The following is a 19,332-nucleotide window of genomic DNA, read 5'->3' on the forward strand; positions in this document are numbered from 1 at the left end:
ATGAACGAGCGGTCGCCGGGGGATGCGTCTGTTGGAGCGGATTTTCGACCTCGCCATCATTGGAGGCGGTGTTAACGGTTGCGGCATCGCGCGTGACGCGGTCGGCCGCGGCAACAGTGTTTTCCTGTGCGAAATGAACGATCTGGCGAGCGGGACGTCGTCCTGGTCGACCAAGCTGGTGCATGGCGGCCTGCGCTATCTCGAATATTACGAGTTCCGCCTGGTCCGTGAGGCGCTGATCGAGCGTGAGATCCTCTGGGGCATCGCGCCCCACATCATCCGCCCGCTGCGTTTCGTCTTGCCGCACCACGCCGGCCTGCGTCCGGCCTGGCTGCTGCGCCTCGGCCTCTTCCTCTACGATCATATTGGCGGTCGTCATTTGCTGCCGGCGACGCGTTCGGTCGATCTCAGGCACGACGAGGTCGGCAAACCGCTGATCCCGAATCGCTATGGCCGCGCGTTCGAATATTCCGACTGCTTCGTCGATGACGCCCGTCTGGTCGTGCTCAATGCGCGCGACGCTGCCGACAAGGGTGCGGAGATCCGCACCCGCACGCGCGCGACGGATATCAAGCAGTCCGACGGCATCTGGACCGTCAGCATGGTCGACACGCTGACCGGTGCGCGCTCGCAGATCCAGGCCCGCGCGCTGGTCAATGCCGGCGGCCCCTGGGTCGAGGATGTGCTCGGGCGCGGTGCCGGCGTCAACGCCAAGGCAAAGGTGCGGCTGGTGCAGGGCTCGCACATCGTGGTCAAGAAGCTCTACGACCACGACCGCGCCTACATGTTCCAGAACGCCGACGGCCGCATCATCTTCGTGATCCCCTATCAGGATGATTTTACGCTGATCGGCACCACCGATCGCGACTATGACGGCGATCCCGCCAAGGTGAAGGCGACGCCGGAGGAGATCGAGTATCTCTGCACGGCCGCCAGCGAATATCTCGCCAAGCCCGTGACATCAGACGACGTGGTCTGGACCTATTCCGGCGTGCGACCGCTCTATGACGACGGCGCCAGCGAAGCCAAGGCTGCGACCCGCGACTACGTGTTCGAGCTCGACACGCCGGGCGGCGTGCCGCTGCTGTCGATCTATGGCGGCAAGATCACGACTTACCGCCGCCTCGCCGAAGAGGCGCTGGAGCGGCTCGCGCCCTATCTTCGCAGTGCGAAAGCGCGCGAGGGGTGGACCGGCAAATGGCCGCTGCCCGGCGGCGACATGGATGTGTCGGCCGTCGATGGCCTGATCGCCGAACTCCAGCGCGGCTATCCCTTCCTGACCCATGAGCATGCGCGACGCCTTGCGCGTGCCTATGGCACCCGCGCCATCAAGCTGCTCGGCGACGCCAAATCGGCGGCCGATCTCGGACAGGCTTTTGGCGCAACTCTGACCGAACGCGAGGTTCGCTACCTGATGACCAACGAATGGGCGGTGACCGCCGAAGACATCGTCTGGCGCCGCTCCAAGCTTGGCCTGCGGCTATCTGTCGACGAAATTGCCGCCTTGGACGACTGGATAAGGACCCACGTTGTATCGCAAAGTCCTCTGCTGGAAGCAGGAGGGCGCTCATGAGCGTGACACTCGATCACGTGACGCGGACCGTCGACGGGGTCCAGCACATCCGTGACGTCTCGCTGACGCTGGAGAGCGGCACGCTCAACGTGCTGCTCGGGCCGACACTGTCCGGCAAGACCTCGATCATGCGGCTGCTGGCCGGCCTCGACAAGCCGAGCACGGGCAAGGTGCTGGTGAGCGGCAAGGACGTCACCGGCGCCGACGTGCGCCAGCGTTCGGTTGCGATGGTCTATCAGCAGTTCATCAATTATCCCTCGCTCACGGTCTACGAGAACATCGCCTCGCCCTTGCGCGTGCAGGGCAAGCCGCGCGCGGAGATCGAGGCGCGCGTCGCGGAAGCGGCAAGATTGCTGCGGCTCGAACCGTTCCTCAAGCGGACGCCGCTCCAGCTCTCCGGCGGTCAGCAGCAGCGCACCGCGATCGCACGCGCCCTGGTCAAGGGCGCCGATCTCGTGCTGCTCGACGAGCCGCTGGCCAATCTCGACTACAAGCTGCGCGAGGAGCTGCGCACCGAATTGCCTCGCATCTTCGAGGCATCGGGCGCGATCTTCGTCTATGCCACGACCGAGCCGACCGAGGCATTGCTGCTCGGCGGCAACACGGTCTGCATGTGGGAAGGGCAGGCGCTCCAGATCGGCGGGACACCAAGCGTCTATCGCCAGCCTCAGACCCTGCGTGTCGCGCAGGTGTTTTCCGATCCGCCGCTGAATCTCGTCGGTATCGAGAAGAAGAACGGCTCGGTGCAATATGCCGGAGGCATCGCCGCACCGGCTTCCGGTCTCTATTCGTCACTTGCCGACGGCGCCTATCGCGTCGGCTTCCGCGCGCATCAGCTTGCACTCGCCAATGGCCAGACTGATCGCCACGCCTTCCATGCCACGGTGACGGTGACCGAGATCACCGGTTCGGAGAGTTTTGTGCATTTGACCCGCGACGGATCGAACTGGGTTGCGGTGCTGCACGGCGTGCACGAGTTCGAGCCCGGCCAGACCATCGACGCCGTGCTCGATCCCAATGATGTCTTCGTCTTCGACGCGGCCGACCGTCTGGTCGCCGCGCCCGCCTCGTGAGGGAGATGCGATATGGCCCGCATTGACCTCGTCGATCTCGCCCACTCCTACGGTGGCAACGATGCACCGGAGGAAAGCTTTGCGCTGAAGCCGGTGACCATGACCTGGCGGCAGGGCGGCGCCTATGCGCTGCTCGGCCCGTCCGGCTGCGGCAAGACCACGCTGCTCAACGTCATCTCCGGCATCATCACGCCGTCGCGGGGGAAAATCCTGTTCGACGAACAGGACATCACACCACTGTCAACCCAGAAGCGCAACATCGCCCAGGTGTTCCAGTTTCCGGTGATCTACGACACCATGACGGTGGGGCAGAACCTGGCGTTTCCGCTGAAGAACCGCGGCGTGCCGAAGGCCGAGATCGACAAGCGTGTCGCCGAGATCGGCCGCCTGCTCGACCTCGAACCCTATCTGAAGCGCAAGGCGACGCGGCTCACCGCCGACGCCAAGCAGAAGATCTCGCTTGGCCGCGGGCTCGTCCGCTCCGACGTCGCTGCCGTACTGTTCGACGAGCCGCTGACGGTGATCGATCCCGAGCTGAAATGGCAGCTTCGCTCCAAGCTGAAGGCGCTGCATCGAGAGCTCGACCTCACGATGATCTACGTCACCCACGACCAGACCGAAGCGCTGACTTTCGCTGACACCGTCGTCGTCATGCATGACGGCCGTGTGGTGCAGAGCGGCACGCCGGCCGAGCTGTTCGACAAGCCCGCCCATACCTTCGTCGGTTATTTCATCGGCTCGCCCGGCATGAACATCCTGCCGGCCGAAGTGAAGGGGCGCGAGGCGCGGATCAACGGCCACGTCATTGCGCTCAATCGCGCTTACGACAACCTGCCCGCAGGCGCCAAGATCGAAATCGGCGTGCGTCCGGAGTTCGTCGACGCGGTTGCGCCCGTATCCGATCTGCTCACGGCAAAAATCGAGCGCATCGACGACCTCGGCCGTATCCGCTTTGCCCGCGCGCGTCTTGGCGATGCCAAGCTCGCAGCGCGGGCCCCGGCGGGCTTCACCAGTTCGGACGGCACGGCCGGGCTGAAATTCGATCCAGCGCACATCCACGTCTATGCCGACAGCCTTCTGGTGGAAGGAGCCGCCTGATGGACAAGACCGTCAACCAAAAAGCCTGGTTCCTGGTACTGCCGGTGTTCCTGGTCGTCGCCTTCTCGGCGGTGCTGCCGCTGATGACGGTGGTGAACTATTCGATGCAGGACACCTTCGGCAACAACCAGTTCTTCTGGAACGGCGTCGGCTGGTTCAAGGAATTGCTCGATCCCTCGACCGATCTCGGCGGCCGCTTCCTGGCTTCGCTAGGACGCAATCTGTTCTTCTCGATGGTGATCCTCGCGATCGAGGTGCCGCTCGGTATCGTCGTCGCGCTGTCCATGCCGCGCCAGGGCTGGACGGTCGCGGCCTGCCTCGTGATCCTCGCGCTGCCGCTGCTGATTCCGTGGAACGTTGTCGGCACGATCTGGCAGATCTTTGGCCGGCCCGACATCGGCCTGCTCGGTTACGTGCTGAACGCCATCGGCATCGACTACAATTACGTCTCCAACGAGTTTGACGCCTGGGTCACGGTCATCGTGATGGACGTCTGGCACTGGACCAGCCTCGTCGCGCTGCTCTGCTATGCAGGCCTGAAGTCGATCCCCGAGGCCTATTATCAGGCCGCGCAGATCGACGGCGCATCCCGCTGGGCCGTGTTCAAGGCGATCCAGCTGCCGAAGATGAACCGTGTGCTGCTGATCGCGGTGCTGCTGCGCTTCATGGACAGCTTCATGATCTATACCGAGCCGTTCGTCGTGACCGGCGGCGGACCCGGCAACTCGACCACCTTCGTGTCGATCGAGCTGGTCAAGATCGCGCTCGGCCAGTTCGACCTCGGCAAGGCCGCAGCCCTCTCGCTGGTCTACAATCTGATCATCCTGATCGTCTGCTGGATCTTCTACACCGTCATGACTAATGCCGGCAACGAACGCAAACCCCAGGAAGGAGCCGCGTGATGCACTCGATCCCCGGCCGCCGCTTCATCATGGGGCTGTTCCTGATCTTCCTGCTGTTGCCGATCTATTGGCTCGTCAACATGAGCTTCAAGACCAACGGCGAGATCGTCTCGACGATGACCTTGTGGCCGCATACCCCGACGCTTCAGCACTACAGGCGCATCTTCACCGATGAGAGCTGGTATTCCGGCTATATCAACTCGCTGGAATACGTCATCCTCAATACCTTGATCTCGATCTCGGTGGCGCTGCCCGCGGCCTACGCGTTCTCGCGCTACCGTTTCCTCGGCGACAAGCACCTGTTCTTCTGGCTGCTGTCGAACCGCATGGCGCCGGCGGCGGTCTACGCGCTGCCGTTCTTCAACCTCTATTCGGCGATCGGCCTGTTCGATACGCCGTGGGCGGTCGCGCTCGCGCATTGCATCTTCAACGTGCCGCTGGCGGTGTGGATTCTCGAAGGCTTCGTCTCCGGCGTGCCGCGCGAGATCGACGAGACCGCCTTCCTCGACGGTTATTCGTTCCCGCGCTTCTTCGTCCGAATCCTGGTGCCGCTGATCGCGAGCGGCATCGGCGTCGCCGCCTTCTTCTGCTTCATGTTCTCCTGGGTCGAGCTGCTGCTGGCGCGGACCCTGACCTCGGTGCAGACCAAGCCGATCGCGGCGATCATGACGCGCACGGTGTCGGCGGCCGGCATGGATTGGGGCCTGCTGGCGGCCGCGGGTGTGCTCACCATCATTCCGGGCGCGCTGGTGATCTGGTTCGTCCGCAACTACATCGCGCGCGGTTTCGCGCTCGGCCGGGTCTGAGGCTCGCATGATCCCGAAAAGTGGAAACCGGTTTTCGGACCGGATCATGCGAAAGGAGTAAGAGCTTATGGAATCCATTGCATGGATGGCCTGGACGCTGCCGACGGCGATCTTCTTCGCCGCGCTCGCCTGCACGCTCGCAACGATGACGTGGCTCGCGGCGACCTATCCCGAGACCGAGCGCGTCGGGATCCTGCGCATTCCGACCACGCGCGGCGATCGCCTGTTCATTTCGCTGATCGTGGCTGCCGTCATCCACCTCGTGTGGATCGGCCTCGTCGGCACCAATCCGATCGCTTCACTGCCGATTGGCGAGGAAGGGATCGAGATATCGAGCCTGTGGCTCGCAAGTGGAATTTCGCTGGTCACGGCCGCGCTTATTTTTCGCACGGTCTGAAGCTTGCGAAGGGACGGCCAGATCCGGGGGCAACCCGGGCCTGTATAAAAGTTTGTCGCTGCAACGGAGGAACAACATGCGACAGTTTAGGAGAAGGAAAGGTCCATTGACCAAGAATAGCTTTCTGACCATGTCCAGCGCCGCTGCAATTGTTGCAGTGTCGTTCGCCGTCTCGGCGCCGGTCCGCGCCGCCGACGATGCCGCTATCCAGAAGTGGATTGCGGAATTCCAGCCTTCGACCCTTTCGAAGGACGACCAGAAGAAGGAGCTGGAGTGGTTCGCCAAGGCGGCCGAGCCCTTCAAGGGCATGGAGATCAACGTCGTCTCGGAGACCATCGCGACCCACGAATATGAGTCGCAGACGCTCGCCAAGGCGTTCACCGAGCTGACCGGCATCAAGCTCAAGCACGACATCATCCAGGAAGGTGACGTCGTCGAGAAGCTGCAGACCCAGATGCAGTCCGGCAAGAATGTCTATGACGGCTGGATCAACGACTCCGACCTGATCGGTACGCACTTCCGCTACGGCCAGACCATCGCGCTGTCGGATTACATGACCGGCGAGGGCAAGGACGTCACCGATCCCATGCTCGACGTCAACGACTTCATCGGCAAGTCGTTCGGCACCGCGCCGGATGGCAAGCTCTACCAGCTGCCCGACCAGCAGTTCGCGAACCTTTACTGGTTCCGGTACGACTGGTTCACCAATCCGGAATACAAGGCCAAGTTCAAGGCCAAGTATGGCTACGATCTCGGCGTGCCCGTGAACTGGTCGGCGTATGAAGACATCGCCGAGTTCTTCACGAACGACATCAAGGAGATCAACGGCGTCAAGGTCTATGGCCATATGGACTATGGCAAGAAGGACCCGTCGCTCGGATGGCGTTTCACCGACGCCTGGCTCTCGATGGCCGGCAACGGTGACAAGGGCATTCCGAACGGCCTGCCGGTCGATGAGTGGGGCATCCGCATGGAAGGCTGCCGCCCGGTCGGTTCGTCGATCGAGCGTGGTGGCGACACCAACGGTCCCGCGGCGGTCTACTCGATCACCAAGTACCTCGAGTGGATGAAGAAGTACGCTCCGCCGCAGGCGCAGGGCATGACGTTCTCTGAGTCCGGTCCGGTCCCGGCACAGGGCAACATCGCCCAGCAGATGTTCTGGTACACCGCCTTCACCGCCGACATGGTGAAGCCGGGCATCGCCGTGATGAACGCGGACGGTACGCCGAAGTGGCGTATGGCTCCGTCGCCGCACGGTTCGTACTGGAAGGAAGGCATGAAGCTCGGCTACCAGGACGCGGGTTCGCTCACGCTTCTGAAGTCGACCCCGGCGGATCGCCGCAAGGCAGCCTGGCTCTATCTCCAGTTCATCGTCTCCAAGACGGTGTCGCTGAAGAAGAGCCATGTCGGTCTCACCTTCATCCGTGAATCCGACATCTGGGACAAGTCGTTCACCGAGCGCGCGCCGAAGCTCGGCGGCCTGATCGAGTTCTACCGTTCGCCCGCGCGCGTGCAGTGGACCCCGACCGGCAACAACGTGCCTGACTATCCGAAGCTTGCGCAGCTGTGGTGGCAGAACATCGGCGATGCGTCGTCCGGTGCGAAGACGCCGCAGGCCGCGATGGATGCTCTTGCCGCCGCGCAGGACTCCGTCATGGAGCGTATCGAGAAGTCGGGCGTGCAGGGCGCCTGCGGTCCGAAGCTGCACAAGAAGGAGTCGGCCGAGTTCTGGTTCGCCAAGGCCCAGAAGGACGGCACCATCGCGCCGCAGCGCAAGCTCGCCAACGAGAAGCCGAAGGGCGAAACGATCGACTACGACACGCTGATCAAGTCGTGGCCGGCCACCCCACCCAAGCGCGCCTCGCTGCAGTAAGCAACGTCTCATAACGACGAAAGGCCGGGAGCAATCCCGGCCTTTTTTGTTCTCGTGAGTTCGGAGTACTGCCTCTACGCCGTCATTGCAAACGGAGCGAAGCAATCCAGGATATTTCCGCGGCGGCAGTCTGGATTGCTTCGTCGCTTCTCGCAATGACGGAGGATGACGCAGCAAACTGGAAGACTTACTCCGCCGGCTCGGCCGCCAGCGCCGGATAATCCGTGTACCCCTTCGCGCTGCCGCCGTAGAACGTGTTCTTGTCCCAATCGTTCAGCGGTGCGCCCTTCTTCAGCCGCTCGACCAGGTCGGGGTTGGAGATGAACGGCTTGCCAAAGGCGATCAGGTCGGCCGCGTTCGCGTCGAGCACCTTGGTCGCGAGATCGAAGTCGTAACCATTGTTGGCCATGTAGGCGCCCGAGAAACGCTTGCGCAGGCTCGCATAGTCGAACGGCGCGATATCGCGCGGGCCGCCGGTGGCGCCTTCGACCACATGGAGATAGACCAGCTTCAGCGCGCTGAGGCCGTCGACGATGTGATCGAACAGGGCCTGCGGATTGGAGTCGGAGAGATCGTTGGCAGGTGTTACCGGCGAGATGCGGATTCCGGTGCGGTCCGCGCCGGCCTCGGCGGCGACGGCCTTGGAGACCTCCAGCATCAGCCTGGCGCGGTTCTCGATGGAGCCGCCATAGGCATCCACGCGCTTGTTGGCGCCATCCCTTGCGAACTGGTCGAGCAGATAGCCGTTGGCGCCGTGGATCTCGACGCCGTCGAAGCCGGCCCCCAGCGCATTCCTGGTGGCGCGCTTGAAATCGTCGATGATCCCGGGAATTTCGGAGAGCTCGAGCGCGCGCGGCTCGGAGACGTCGGCGAAGCCGCCGTTCACAAAGGTCTTGCCCTTCGCGCGGATCGCGCTCGGGGCCACCGGGGCTGCGCCGCCCGCCTGGAGGTCGACATGCGAGATGCGGCCGACATGCCAGATCTGGATGAAGATCTTGCCGCCGCGCTCATGCACCTTGTCTGTGACCTTGCGCCAGCCCGCGACCTGGTCCTTGGAGTAGATGCCGGGAGTGTCCTGGTAGCCCTGGCCCTGCTGCGAGATCTGGCTTGCTTCGGTGATCAGGAGGCCTGCGGAAGCGCGCTGGCCATAGTAATTCGCGGCGAGCGCGCCGGGTACGAACGTGCCCGGAACGGCGCGGTTGCGCGTCAGCGGGGCCATCACGAAGCGATTGGCCAGCGTGGTCGGGCCGAGCTTGTAGGTCTCAAACAATTTGGTCGGACGGCTCATTGGGGGGTGTTTCCAGGCGGTGAAAGGTCAGGGACACTTGTGCATCGCGACCTCAGGCGCAAGGGATGAGCCATACGGAAAGTGCAGGCGAGCTGCGCGGCGGGGTCCGCGCAGCATGATTCATGCGCAATTCTGGTCACGGCAGCGGATTCTCGCTGCCGTGGCCGTGCGAACATGCAAATCAGCTCACGCCAAGGAAATCGCGCTTGCCGATCTCAATGCCGTTGTGGCGCAGAATGCCGTGCGCGGTGGCGGCATGGAAATAGAAGTTCGGCAGCGACACCGCGCTGAAGAATTGCTGGCCCTTCAACGTCACGGTCCGATCGGGACCAGCGGGGAAGGTGACATCCTTGGCGTCGGCGCCCTCGAACTGCTCCGGCTTGAACGCTTTCACGAAGTCGATCGTCTTCGCGAGCCGCTGCTTCAGTTCCGCGAAGCTGGTTTCGGTGTCGGGCATGGACGGCACGTCGGTGTGCGTGAGCCGTGCACAGCCCTTGGCCGAAAAGTCGCTGACGAGCTGGATCTGCTTCGACAGCGGCAGCATGTCCGGGAAGAGGCGGGAGCCGAGCAGCACGCCCGGATCGATTTTTTTGGCCGCGCAATGTGCCTCAGCCTTGGTGAGCAGGCCGGTCAGGCTGTTCAGCATTTGCAGATAAGCGGGGACGACGGCGTCGTAGAAGGACATGTGATGCTCGCTTCAATGGTGGGAGTTCCAGGAGAAAACCTGAGCCACTCACATGGGAACCTCATGGAATAATACAATCGCCAAAGCCGCTTGTGCGGTGCGAAAATTCTACCGCACCGTCGCCTGGGGCTGCGCCTGGGCCGTGCCGCCGCGCATGCGCGCCAGCAGCTCGGCAGTTGGCCAGGAATCGGCCGGCAGGCCGTATTTGATCTGCATCGCCTTCACGGCGGCGCGGCTCTGCTGGCCCAGCACGCCGTCGACCTTGCCGACGTTGAAACCGGCCTGGACCAGAAGCTGCTGCAAATGCTTGAGCTCGTTGAACGGCAACTGCGCAACTGGCTGGGCCGGCTTGCGCATCGGCGCTGCGCCCGCGATGCGGGAGGCGAGATAGCCCGCGGTCGTCGAATAGATCAGCGAGTTATTCCACTCGGTATAAGCCGCGAAATTCTGGTAGGCCATGAAGGCCGGCCCAAAGCGTCCCATAGGCAGCAGCACCGACGCCGCGAGGTTGTCATTCGGCAGCGGACGACCGTCGGGATAGGTGACACCGAACTGCGCCCATTTCGCGCGCGGCAGCTGCACGCTGAGATCGGTCTGATCCCAAGGCAGGTTCTGCGGCACCTTGATCTCCTCCAGCCACGGCTCGCCGCGCCGCCATTTCAAGCCTTTGGCAATGTAGTTCGCGGTCGAGCCGATCACATCGTCCTCGCTGCGCAGAAGATCGCGCCGCCCGTCGCCGTCATAATCGACGGCGTAATTGACGTAATGCGTCGGCAGGAATTGCGTCTGGCCGAGCTCACCCGCCCAGGAGCCGATCATCTCGTCGGGCGTGAGATCGCCGCGATCGATGATCTTCAGCGCGGCAATGGTCTCGTTCACGAACATTTCCGAGCGGCGGCAGTCATAGGCCAGCGACACCAGCGATTTCAGCGTCGGCAGATTGCCCATGTTGACGCCGAAATCACTCTCCAGTCCCCAGAACGCGGCGATCACCGCCGGCGGCACGCCATACTCCTTCTCGGCGCGCGCGAACGCCGCCGCGTGCTTTTTGATGTGCTGCTGGCCGTTCTGCATGCGATAGGGCGCGGCCATGCGACCGGCAAATTCGGTGAAGAGCTGGCCGAACACGCGCTGGCCACGGTCGCGGTTGACGATGCCCTGGTCGTAGACGAGGTAGGGCGAAGCCTCCGATATCGTTCGCTGCGAGACGCCCGCGGCCACCGCCTGCTGCTTCACGTCGGCAAGAAAGCGATCGAAGTTCGCCCCGTTGTGGCACGACGCCGCGCGCGGCGAAGGCGCAGTGGCCTTGGGCGCAGTGGGCCTTGCGGGCGGTTGCGCAAACTGGGCTGAGGCGGGAAAGGAGCACGCTGCGAGGGTAACGGCCGCGATCGCGAATCGGGTCAGGAGCATAGGGATTCCAGCGGGGAGGGGAGGCGTGGGTTCGCCCGAAGTCTAGGGGAAGTGACGGCCTCAGGCCATCCCCTCAGGGCACGCCGGTTCTTCAGTTGAAGACGGAGGACGGAAGATTGAGTTACTGGGCCTCGGCGACCTTCGGTCCAGATGACGTCATCTGCGCGTTGGCTGCCGAGGAGCCGGCCGAGGCCGGAAGCACGATCACTTTCGCTCCGACTTTCACCCGCTCATAAAGGTCCGTAACGTCCTCATTGGTCAGCCGGATACAGCCCGACGAAACCCGCTTCCCGATCGTATCGGGCTTGTTGGTGCCGTGAATTCTAAATTCGGTTTCGCCCAGATACATCGCCCGGGCGCCGAGCGGGTTGCCGGGACCGCCTGCCATGAACCGCGGCAGATAAGGCTGACGCACAAGCATCTCCGTAGGCGGACGCCAATCCGGCCATTCTGCTTTGCGAGCCACAGTCTGTTCGCCGGACCATGCGAAACCTTCGCGGCCAACGCCGATGCCGTAGCGCATCGCTTGCGCGTCGTTCAGAACGAAATAGAGGAATGTGTTCCTGGTATCGATGATCACGGTGCCTGGCGCCTGGTGGCTGGCGTAGTCAACCACCTGCCGAACAAATGCTCCGGGACCGTCAGCGGCTTTCGGTGGTTCGACCAGGGGCGCCGGGGCCGGATTCGGAGCTGCAGTCGGAACTGGCACTGATGCATGGGCTGATGTTGCCACGTAAACCGGAGACGACGATGCCTGGGCCTCGTGCACGGACGGCTTCCGCGTCGATTGCACGCTCGCCGGCTGAGACAGCAAACCGTACCCCACTGCCGCGAGGGCCAAGGCGCCGATCGCAACTCTCCCGGCCATTGGCAGTGCAAGCGTCTCTGCCTTTCCACGTTTGGCCCGCTTACCCATATCGCTCCCCAGGTCGCTATGCCTGGAAGAGTTACCCAGCAAAATTTAACAAACTTCGAAGCGATTTCGCTCGGAATGGAACCCCAAGCACCCAGAACCGCCACGTGCACGTGCACACCCTAGCCAAACAGCCGCATTAGCAGCGCTTTTCCGACCGGAAGTGCTCGGATACCCCGATAGGCCCGCACATATTCGCCGGCATAGAACGCCCTGATGGCATGCACGCGCGTGTCCATGCCTTCCTCGAAACGCACCGCGAAGCCATCGGCGGTCCGTCGCACCACGACGGCCGCGATCGATCGGCCGTAGATGCGGCATTCGATCGTGCTGCCGGGGAGCGGCGGATCGGGATCGATCAGCCGCGCGCCGGTGATGGAGATGTCGGCAAGCCGCGCCAGATGCGACTTGCCGTCCTGGCGCAGCAGGACAGCTTCGTTGCGATCGAAGCGCTCGGCCTTTCGTTTGCGCGGCTGCTCGATGCAGACGAAGCAGACCACGGCGAGGATAAATGCGTTGTAGAGGCTCCAGGCCAGTGCCAGTCCGCCATAGGCGATGTTCTCGCCCCGCAGATGCAGAATGAAAGCATAGGCAATGGCTGCGAGCGTGATGGCGAGCGCGCTGCCATAGAGCCGCAGCAGCGGCCATTCGACAAATCGCTTGTCGCGGTCGCCGCCTTTCGCCGTGACTTTGAATTTGTGTCCCTTCGGCTGCAGCAGGCCCGCTGCTACGGCCTTGAGCACGGCGGGAGCGGCGATCAGTTGCGAGACGTCCGTCATCATCGCGAGCGAGCGGCCGCGCGACAGCCAGGCCATGGTCAGCCCGTGCCATACATAGAACGGCAGGAAGAAGTGCAATAGCTCGGTGAGATCCGCCTGCACCGCCTTGATGCCAAACAGCAGGAAGAGCCAGGGCACGACGAGGCCCGCGACTTTCGACGTGTAGACGGCGGACCAGCTCATGAACGCGTCGACCAGCGAAAGCCGGTCGATGAAGGAGAGTTTTGACGTTTGCGACAACGGTCCGCTGCGGCCGCGTATGATCTGCATGAAGCCAAGGCACCAGCGGGCGCGCTGGGTAATGTATTCCTTCAGCCCCTCCGGCGCGAGCCCGATCGTCAAGCGTTCATTGAGATAGATCGTGCTGAGGCCGTATTCCTTCAGGCGCAGCGTGACGAGATAGTCTTCGGTGACGGAGTCGGTCGGGAAGCCGCCGATCTGCATCAGCCCTTCACGACGAATGAGAGAGGATGTGCCGCAGCAAAAAGCGACGCCCCAGGCATCCTTGGCCGGCATCAGGATGTCAAAGAAGAAGCGCTGCTCGTCGGGCCAGACATCGGTCGCGGCGAGGTTGGTCTGGATCGGGTCGGGATTGATGAAATGCTGCGGCGTCTGCACCACGCCAACCGACGTATCGTCCATCAGCGAGATGGTACGTGCGAGGAAGTCGGGCCGAGGCACGAAATCGGCGTCGAGGATGGCGATGAACACCGGCGGCTCCGGCAGCTCGCCGACATGCCTGAGCGCATGATTGATGTTGCCGGCCTTGGCATGATGGTTGTCGGACCGCGTCAGATAATGGCAACCGAGCTCGCCCGCGAGCCGCCGCAGCCACGGGCGGCGACCGTCATCGAGCAACCAGACGCGGTAATTGCCGTACTCCATCCCGGTCGCGCCGATGATGGTGCGCTCGAGGATCGACCGCTCCTCGTTGTAGGTGCAGATGAAGACGTCGATCATCGGCGCGTGCGGATCGGTGGCGCGGCCGTCGATCCTGGCTATGCCGGTGCGGTCGATTGTTCGGCTGAGGAACAGAAGCGATAGAGTGACAGCAACGAGTGAAGCGGCCTCCAGCAGCATGAAAGGATAGCCGATCACGGCATCCGCGGTCAGGTGCGGCGTCGGCAGCGTCGACGTCACGCGCCAGTGGAGGTAGCGAAGCAGGAAGACCACCGACACGAAGGCCAGGAATGAACGCGCCATCGTACTGTCACGCCGGAGCAGCGGCACGATCGCCATGAATGCGCCGAGCGTGATCAGGCCGGGCGTGAGCGCCATCATCACGACGCGGACTCTTGCCTGGTAAAGACCACGCGGCCGGTGCGACCCACCGTGCAATCGCGGGCGGCGGGGTCGCGCGAGGCCACAGTCACGCGATAGGGCTCCTTGCTCAGCGCATCCGGATTGATGGCGAGATTGGCCGGCGCGCCGGCCGCGCCGGTCAGGTTGACCACGGTGCCGGAAATCGCCGCACCGCCGTCGTTCGGCTCGAAGCTGGCGCGGTCGCCGAGCTGCAGGCGATTGTAGACGCTCTCGGTGACGTTGGCAGTGATGACGGCGCCGCTGCAATCGAGCACCTTGAGCAGAGGCTGGCCGGCCTGCACGTCTTCGCCGGGCGAGGTCATCATCTCCCAGACGCGACCTGCGACAGGCGTGGTGATGTTGGCCTCGGAGAGATCGGCGAAGCGCACCTCTTCGACGATGATCTCGTTGGCGAGCCAGGCGATCTCCGTGTCGGTGCGCGCGAGATCGGCCTTGAGATCGCCGGCGCGCTGACGCATCTCCTCCTCGCGCTGCACCGAACTCGGACGATCGTTGTAGCTGTCGCCGAGGAACGAGCCGTTCTGGGCCGCGGCCAGCTCGACCTTGGCCGCGTCCAGACGCTTGCGCGCGCCGAGCTCGGTCTGCTGCGACACAGAAAGTTCGCGTGTCAGCCGCGCCAGTTCGACGGTCGAGACGTTCCCTGACTTCGCCAGCGAGGATGCGCGCTCGACCGCGGCGCTGGCTTCGTCGCGCCGTGCGGCCGCGGCCTCGATCGAGGTCTGGATCTCGGCGATGCGGGCTTCGAGCTGGAGCACGCGCCCGTCGCGGAATTGCGAGGCCTGCCGCGCCAGATCCTTCTGCGCAGCCTGGGCCGAGGTGAGTTTTGCGGCAAGGCTCGGCCGCTCGTTCTCCAGCCGCGATTTCTGCCGCCGGAGATCGTCGAGCCGGGTGCGATCGCCGCGGGAGTTGACGACACGCAGGACCACGGTTCCGGCTTCCAGCTTGGCCTGGTCGGTGATGTGTCGGGCAGCCGACACGCGTCCGCCGATCGGCGTGCGGAGCGTGACGAGGCGGGAATTGAGCACCGCCTCGACGCTCGAATTCTCCCAGACTGCGCGCAGCGGCAGCCAGCCGAAAACGGCGATGATGGCAAGCCCGATCGCAATCTTGGCGCCGCGACGCAGGCGCGGCCAGAGCCGGGCAGGCTCCGGCGCTGCCTGCGCTTCGTGTTCATGACTGGACTCGTCATGGGCGAACAGCTGCTCGTGCAGCGTGTCCTGCAAGCCTTTCGCGTCACTCTTGGTGTCTTGCGCGGAGGAAGCGGATCCTGGGTCGACGGAAGCGGCGCGCGCGCGGTCTGCCATGACGGTCACCTTGTGAGGCCAACGGAACCGGTCAATGCGCAAGGGTCGCGCAGCGTACCCGGGGACCGTGGATTAAGCCGAAACTGCGCTTTCCAGGTCGCTAAGCGTCCGCCCGCGTTTTTGCGCAAATCCCCTTCAAGCTTTAGCTAGGTGTGAGAGGCTGACGGATGGCCCATTATCTGCGGCCCGGCGACGCACGAGCCTTGCAGCGGCCCGCCGCGTTCATACGTCGAGGACGCCGGCCAGAGGCTCGCCCGCGGCCGCTCCGGGAGACGGCCATGAACTATCTGCGTACCGCAATGCTTCTTGCAGGCCTCACCGCCCTGTTCATGGGCGTGGGCTATCTGATCGGCGGCGCGAGCGGTGCCATGATCGCGCTCGTCATCGCCGCTGCGACCAATCTCTTCACCTACTGGAACTCCGACCGCGCGGTGCTCTCGATGTACGGCGCCCATGAGGTCGACCGTCACAGCGCGCCTGAGCTGGTCGGGCTCGTCGCCGAGCTTGCGGGCCGCGCCGGGCTGCCGATGCCTCGCGTGTTCGTGATGGACGAGGCGCAGCCCAACGCGTTCGCGACAGGCCGTAATCCCGAGAACGCCGCGGTCGCCGTCACCGTCGGCCTGATGAATCAGCTTAGCCGCGAGGAGCTCGCCGGCGTGATCGCGCATGAGCTCGCGCACATCAAGAATCACGACACGCTGCTGATGACCGTGACCGCGACCATCGCGGGCGCGATCTCGATGCTGGCGCAGTTCGGCATGTTCTTCGGCGGCAACCGTGACAACAATGGCCCCGGCATCGTCGGCTCGATCCTGATGATGATCCTGGCGCCACTCGGCGCCATGCTGGTGCAGATGGCGATCAGCCGCACGCGCGAATATGCGGCCGACAATCTCGGCGCGCGCATCGCCGGCCAGCCGATGTGGTTGGCGTCTGCGCTGGTGAAGATCGAAGGCGCTGCGCATCAGGTGCCGAACTTCGATGCTGAACGAAATCCCGCGACCGCGCATATGTTCATCATCAACCCGCTGTCCGGCCATGGCGTCGACAATCTCTTCGCCACCCACCCCTCGACACAGAACCGCATCGCGGCGCTCCAGCAGCTCGCGGCCGAACTCGGCACGCAGGCCGCGCCGTCGGTCGGTGCCAACGAGAACTATCCGCCGCAGGGCCCGTGGGGCCGCTCGTCCTCGCGCGGTCCTTCTCGTGGTCCTTGGGGCTGATCCGACCGGATTTTGCCCGGCTTTGTGACCTGGCGCACAGAGGGCTGGCCCGGCCGGTGTTAACACCCAACGAAAGTTTTCCTTCGAAAGGGGATGCGTGGCCGGCCCTCTGCCCGCCACCGTCGAAGATGACCAGAGCTGCGGTGCCATTGTTGATCGTCCTGGGCGTGGCCATTGGCCTGTCCACGCATACGGTCGTGAATTGCGGCGACGAGGACGAGCCGGACATCTGCTCGGCCGTGATCGGCTTCTCGCCGCTTCGTGGCTCCCTGATCGCCTTTGCCTATGAAGGGCGCGGCCGGATCGCGCTGCGCCACGGCGCCAACGTCCGGGCGATCACCGATTTCAACGAGGCCATCCATCTCAATCCCAACCGCGCTTCGCTCTATCGCGACCGCGCGCAGGCGTACCGGCAGAACGGCGATCTGGACCTTGCAATTGCCGACTACGACGAGGCGATCGCGCTCGATCCCAAGCCCGCCATGCCCTATCACGAGCGCGGCATTGCGCTCGCTGCCAAGGGCGATCTCGATCGCGCGATCCTGAGCTACAGCACGGCGGTCCGCCTCGATCCCGCCGACGCGCAGGCGCGCCTCGATCGCGGCCTTGCATTCCTCGCCCGCGGCCAGGCCATTGATGCCCGCGCCGATTTCGAAGCAGCGCTTGCGCTGCCGCCCGGCAAGGACGCCCGGACACGCGACGCCGCGCGTGCAAAACTCGCCGAGCTGACCCAGGTCTCGATGCCGCGGCGGTGAACTCTCTTTCCCTCTTCCACGCGGAGAAGGAAGAAGCCGCTACTTCGCCTTCTTGGCTTTGGCTTTCTTCGCCTTCGCAGCCTTCTTCGCCGGCTTGTCCTTGACCGGCTTCTCCGCCTTCACCGCAACAGGCGTGCTGGCGGCAATCCGCATGGCGCGGGCGTAGCTGTCGGCGACGTTGTCTGCGGACATCTGCAGGCGCCTTGCGGCGGCGGTGGCCTGCTCCATGGTGGCCTTGGCCATCATCTTGAAGCGGGTGCCGGTCTCCTTGCTCTTGGCCTTGGCCGCGAGGCCGCTGAAGCGGTCCCGCCGCTCCTTGGCGCGGGACATCAGGCCCGTCTGCAGCTGTCTGGCCAGTTGCCGGATCACGACATCCAGGTCGGCGTCCGCCATGTCTTCTATCCTCTTCGAAACAGTCTCAATCGATGCGGCGGGACTATGCAGATCGGGCCCCTGCTTGGCAATTCCCGCCGGGCCGTCATCCGCAGCTTCCGGCGCCCAAACAAAAAAGCCGCGCTTTTCGCGCGGCTTTTGAGGGCTTGGTGCCTGCCCTATTTCAGCGAGGCAACCGGTCCGCTCGAATTTGCCGCCGGATCGGGATCGAAACCGAACACGCCGACCAGATATTTGTAATAGTCGGGCATCTTGTCCTTGAGCACTTCGCGGGTCTTGGGATCCTGGAAATCGCTCTTTCCGGCCAGGAAGATGCTGGCGGTCACGGCGAAGAATTCCATGTGATTCTTCATCGCGTAGGACTCCTTGGGCAGGAGATCCTTGGACTTGGCATAGGCGTAATAGCTGATCACGCCCTTGTTGGCGTAGCCGTCGGGCAGCAGCCGCGCGTGATAGGCGTGCAGCATCTCGTGCAGCAGCACGGCCTCCTTCTCGTAACGCATCATGTCCGGCCGGACCATGATCACGCCGAGCCCGGAATCGACCGCAAGATCGACCGCATTCGGATTGGTCCAGCGCTGCTTGTCGTGGTCCCACACCGTCAGCGTCCGCGGTGTGGTGCGCTGGATGTCCGGCGTGACCCGGCCGTAGCACGCGGTCGCGGCGCCCTCGTCGAGGCAGGCGAGCTCACTCGCGATGATCGGAACGGTGCGGAAGAAGCGCATCACGCGCGGTGAGAGGCCGGCAGCCTCGACGACGTCGATCTGCTTCTTCAGATTGTCCGTGAGCTTGTCGATATCCTTGCGATCGGACGCCTCCGACACGTCGAACATGTAGCCGCGATAGCTCTGGAAGCCGGGCGGCAGCTTGGCGGCATCGGCGGACGCGACGTCGAGCGAGCCGGCGTAGGACGGATTGGCGAACAGCGCGCCGACAATGGTCGCGGTCAGCAGCAACGCAATGCGCATGATGAACCCCCTGATGTCACTTCACGCGGCAGGATAGGCCTGCCGTTGTTTGCGAAAAGTGAGTGGGGCGAGACTAAGGCACCGATGTTGAGGCGTGCTTAATCGTTGGTTGCAGAACGCTGAGGCGGGTTAGGCCCGGGTTAACCAAGCCATGGATCGGCTGCCCGCTTCGGCGTAACATGCCGCCGGGCACGATGCCTCACATCAGCAGCCGATAGGAGGATGCCATGTATGCCGCCATCCGTCAGGCCAAGGCGAAGAGCGGGAGCGCCGAGGAGCTGGCGCGCCGCATCAAGGACGGTGCCGTTCCGATCATCAGCGACGTCGACGGTTTCAGAGCCTATTACGTGGTCTATGCCGGCGACGACACGGTGACCGCGATCTCCATCTTCGACAAGTTCGAGCAGGCCGAGGAAGCGAACAAGCGCGCCATCGCCTGGATTGAAAAGGACCTGGGGCCGCTGCTGGCAGGACATGCAAGTGCTGCCGCGGGCCCGGTGATCGTGCATACGCTGGCATAGGTTGCTCGTCGTTGCGAGAAGCGAAGCGACGAAGCAATCCAGGCTGTT

18 protein-coding genes are annotated in these 19,332 nt (G+C 63.8%); 10 read left to right on the forward strand and 8 right to left on the reverse strand.

Translation table 11 applies throughout. The features are described 5' to 3' along the window. The first annotated feature begins 22 nt into the window (after positions 1-22). From glpD to JQ631_RS00295, 7 genes are all read left to right on the forward strand, one after another. Entirely contained in the window at positions 23-1,573 is a 1,551-nt protein-coding gene (gene glpD, locus JQ631_RS00265) for a glycerol-3-phosphate dehydrogenase (protein ID WP_212322578.1), read from the forward strand. After that, the gene (locus JQ631_RS00270) at positions 1,570-2,646 is read left to right on the forward strand and encodes an ABC transporter ATP-binding protein (protein ID WP_212322580.1); all 1,077 of its coding nucleotides are present in this window, start codon (positions 1,570-1,572) and stop codon (positions 2,644-2,646) included. The genes glpD and JQ631_RS00270 overlap by 4 nt, the downstream gene beginning before the upstream one ends. Positions 2,647-2,658: 12 nt before the next feature. Next, positions 2,659-3,744, forward strand: a complete 1,086-nt coding sequence (locus JQ631_RS00275) for an ABC transporter ATP-binding protein (RefSeq protein WP_212322583.1) — start codon at positions 2,659-2,661, stop codon at positions 3,742-3,744. Then, positions 3,744-4,646 carry a carbohydrate ABC transporter permease gene (locus JQ631_RS00280; protein ID WP_212322586.1) on the forward strand — a complete coding sequence of 301 codons (903 nt, stop codon included), beginning with the start codon at positions 3,744-3,746 and terminating at the stop codon, positions 4,644-4,646. Before JQ631_RS00275 ends, JQ631_RS00280 begins: the two co-directional genes overlap by 1 nt. Further along, positions 4,646-5,452 carry a carbohydrate ABC transporter permease gene (locus JQ631_RS00285; protein ID WP_212322588.1) on the forward strand — a complete coding sequence of 269 codons (807 nt, stop codon included), beginning with the start codon at positions 4,646-4,648 and terminating at the stop codon, positions 5,450-5,452. The genes JQ631_RS00280 and JQ631_RS00285 overlap by 1 nt, the downstream gene beginning before the upstream one ends. 67 nt (positions 5,453-5,519) lie before the next feature. After that, on the forward strand, positions 5,520-5,849 hold the full coding sequence (locus tag JQ631_RS00290; RefSeq protein WP_212322591.1) for a DUF2160 domain-containing protein: 330 nt from the start codon (positions 5,520-5,522) through the stop codon (positions 5,847-5,849). Between the two features lie 130 nt (positions 5,850-5,979). After that, positions 5,980-7,722 carry an ABC transporter substrate-binding protein gene (locus JQ631_RS00295; RefSeq protein ID WP_212328433.1) on the forward strand — a complete coding sequence of 581 codons (1,743 nt, stop codon included), beginning with the start codon at positions 5,980-5,982 and terminating at the stop codon, positions 7,720-7,722. A 187-nt stretch (positions 7,723-7,909) separates the two neighbouring features. Here JQ631_RS00295 and JQ631_RS00300 read toward each other — a convergent pair whose 3' ends face one another. From JQ631_RS00300 to JQ631_RS00325, 6 genes are all read right to left on the reverse strand, one after another. Next, the gene (locus JQ631_RS00300; RefSeq protein ID WP_212322592.1) at positions 7,910-9,010 is read right to left on the reverse strand and encodes an alkene reductase; all 1,101 of its coding nucleotides are present in this window, start codon (positions 9,008-9,010) and stop codon (positions 7,910-7,912) included. Positions 9,011-9,191: 181 nt separating this feature from the next. Next, positions 9,192-9,695, reverse strand: a complete 504-nt coding sequence (locus JQ631_RS00305; RefSeq protein WP_212322594.1) for a DUF1993 domain-containing protein — start codon at positions 9,693-9,695, stop codon at positions 9,192-9,194. Between the two features lie 108 nt (positions 9,696-9,803). Beyond that, positions 9,804-11,105: a lytic murein transglycosylase gene (locus JQ631_RS00310; RefSeq protein ID WP_212322596.1), complete on the reverse strand. Its 1,302-nt coding sequence runs from the start codon at positions 11,103-11,105 to the stop codon at positions 9,804-9,806. A gap of 121 nt (positions 11,106-11,226) precedes the next feature. Further along, positions 11,227-12,021 carry a L,D-transpeptidase gene (locus JQ631_RS00315; RefSeq protein ID WP_212322598.1) on the reverse strand — a complete coding sequence of 265 codons (795 nt, stop codon included), beginning with the start codon at positions 12,019-12,021 and terminating at the stop codon, positions 11,227-11,229. Between the two features lie 119 nt (positions 12,022-12,140). Then, the gene (locus tag JQ631_RS00320; protein WP_249160057.1) at positions 12,141-14,078 is read right to left on the reverse strand and encodes a glycosyltransferase; all 1,938 of its coding nucleotides are present in this window, start codon (positions 14,076-14,078) and stop codon (positions 12,141-12,143) included. Next, positions 14,078-15,424: an HlyD family secretion protein gene (locus tag JQ631_RS00325; RefSeq protein WP_212322613.1), complete on the reverse strand. Its 1,347-nt coding sequence runs from the start codon at positions 15,422-15,424 to the stop codon at positions 14,078-14,080. Before JQ631_RS00325 ends, JQ631_RS00320 begins: the two co-directional genes overlap by 1 nt. 278 nt (positions 15,425-15,702) lie before the next feature. On the opposite strand from JQ631_RS00325, the gene htpX reads away from it, so the two are divergent. Next, positions 15,703-16,647, forward strand: coding sequence for a zinc metalloprotease HtpX (gene htpX / locus JQ631_RS00330; protein WP_212322615.1), 945 nt, complete (start codon positions 15,703-15,705; stop codon positions 16,645-16,647). 128 nt (positions 16,648-16,775) lie between these two features. After that, positions 16,776-17,402 (forward strand): tetratricopeptide repeat protein, encoded by a 627-nt coding sequence (locus JQ631_RS00335; protein WP_212322617.1) that lies wholly within the window; start codon positions 16,776-16,778, stop codon positions 17,400-17,402. 39 nt (positions 17,403-17,441) lie between these two features. Here JQ631_RS00335 and JQ631_RS00340 read toward each other — a convergent pair whose 3' ends face one another. Together JQ631_RS00340 and JQ631_RS00345 are read right to left on the reverse strand one after the other, a co-directional pair. Then, positions 17,442-17,795, reverse strand: coding sequence for a hypothetical protein (locus tag JQ631_RS00340; RefSeq protein ID WP_212322619.1), 354 nt, complete (start codon positions 17,793-17,795; stop codon positions 17,442-17,444). A 158-nt stretch (positions 17,796-17,953) separates the two neighbouring features. After that, positions 17,954-18,763 carry a M90 metallopeptidase family protein gene (locus tag JQ631_RS00345; RefSeq protein WP_212322621.1) on the reverse strand — a complete coding sequence of 270 codons (810 nt, stop codon included), beginning with the start codon at positions 18,761-18,763 and terminating at the stop codon, positions 17,954-17,956. Positions 18,764-18,990: 227 nt separating this feature from the next. Here JQ631_RS00345 and JQ631_RS00350 point away from each other — a divergent pair, with 227 nt between their 5' ends. Further along, positions 18,991-19,284 carry an antibiotic biosynthesis monooxygenase gene (locus tag JQ631_RS00350; protein WP_027575542.1) on the forward strand — a complete coding sequence of 98 codons (294 nt, stop codon included), beginning with the start codon at positions 18,991-18,993 and terminating at the stop codon, positions 19,282-19,284. The last annotated feature ends 48 nt before the right edge of the window (positions 19,285-19,332 follow it).

This window comes from Bradyrhizobium manausense (assembly GCF_018131105.1).
GTDB classification, from domain to species: Bacteria; Pseudomonadota; Alphaproteobacteria; order Rhizobiales; family Xanthobacteraceae; genus Bradyrhizobium; species Bradyrhizobium manausense_B.

Coding starts and splice junctions, on each gene's coding strand:
- JQ631_RS00290 (WP_212322591.1), top strand. CDS start 5,520: ATGGAATCCATTGCATGGATGGCCTGGACGCTGCCGACGGCGATCTTC.
- JQ631_RS00300 (WP_212322592.1), bottom strand. CDS start 9,010: ATGAGCCGTCCGACCAAATTGTTTGAGACCTACAAGCTCGGCCCGACC.
- JQ631_RS00285 (WP_212322588.1), top strand. CDS start 4,646: ATGCACTCGATCCCCGGCCGCCGCTTCATCATGGGGCTGTTCCTGATC.
- JQ631_RS00350 (WP_027575542.1), top strand. CDS start 18,991: ATGTATGCCGCCATCCGTCAGGCCAAGGCGAAGAGCGGGAGCGCCGAG.
- JQ631_RS00325 (WP_212322613.1), bottom strand. CDS start 15,424: ATGGCAGACCGCGCGCGCGCCGCTTCCGTCGACCCAGGATCCGCTTCC.
- JQ631_RS00335 (WP_212322617.1), top strand. CDS start 16,776: ATGACCAGAGCTGCGGTGCCATTGTTGATCGTCCTGGGCGTGGCCATT.
- htpX (WP_212322615.1), top strand. CDS start 15,703: ATGAACTATCTGCGTACCGCAATGCTTCTTGCAGGCCTCACCGCCCTG.
- JQ631_RS00315 (WP_212322598.1), bottom strand. CDS start 12,021: ATGGGTAAGCGGGCCAAACGTGGAAAGGCAGAGACGCTTGCACTGCCA.
- JQ631_RS00320 (WP_249160057.1), bottom strand. CDS start 14,078: ATGATGGCGCTCACGCCCGGCCTGATCACGCTCGGCGCATTCATGGCG.
- JQ631_RS00305 (WP_212322594.1), bottom strand. CDS start 9,695: ATGTCCTTCTACGACGCCGTCGTCCCCGCTTATCTGCAAATGCTGAAC.
- JQ631_RS00340 (WP_212322619.1), bottom strand. CDS start 17,795: ATGGCGGACGCCGACCTGGATGTCGTGATCCGGCAACTGGCCAGACAG.
- JQ631_RS00275 (WP_212322583.1), top strand. CDS start 2,659: ATGGCCCGCATTGACCTCGTCGATCTCGCCCACTCCTACGGTGGCAAC.
- JQ631_RS00295 (WP_212328433.1), top strand. CDS start 5,980: ATGTCCAGCGCCGCTGCAATTGTTGCAGTGTCGTTCGCCGTCTCGGCG.
- JQ631_RS00310 (WP_212322596.1), bottom strand. CDS start 11,105: ATGCTCCTGACCCGATTCGCGATCGCGGCCGTTACCCTCGCAGCGTGC.
- JQ631_RS00270 (WP_212322580.1), top strand. CDS start 1,570: ATGAGCGTGACACTCGATCACGTGACGCGGACCGTCGACGGGGTCCAG.
- glpD (WP_212322578.1), top strand. CDS start 23: ATGCGTCTGTTGGAGCGGATTTTCGACCTCGCCATCATTGGAGGCGGT.
- JQ631_RS00280 (WP_212322586.1), top strand. CDS start 3,744: ATGGACAAGACCGTCAACCAAAAAGCCTGGTTCCTGGTACTGCCGGTG.
- JQ631_RS00345 (WP_212322621.1), bottom strand. CDS start 18,763: ATGCGCATTGCGTTGCTGCTGACCGCGACCATTGTCGGCGCGCTGTTC.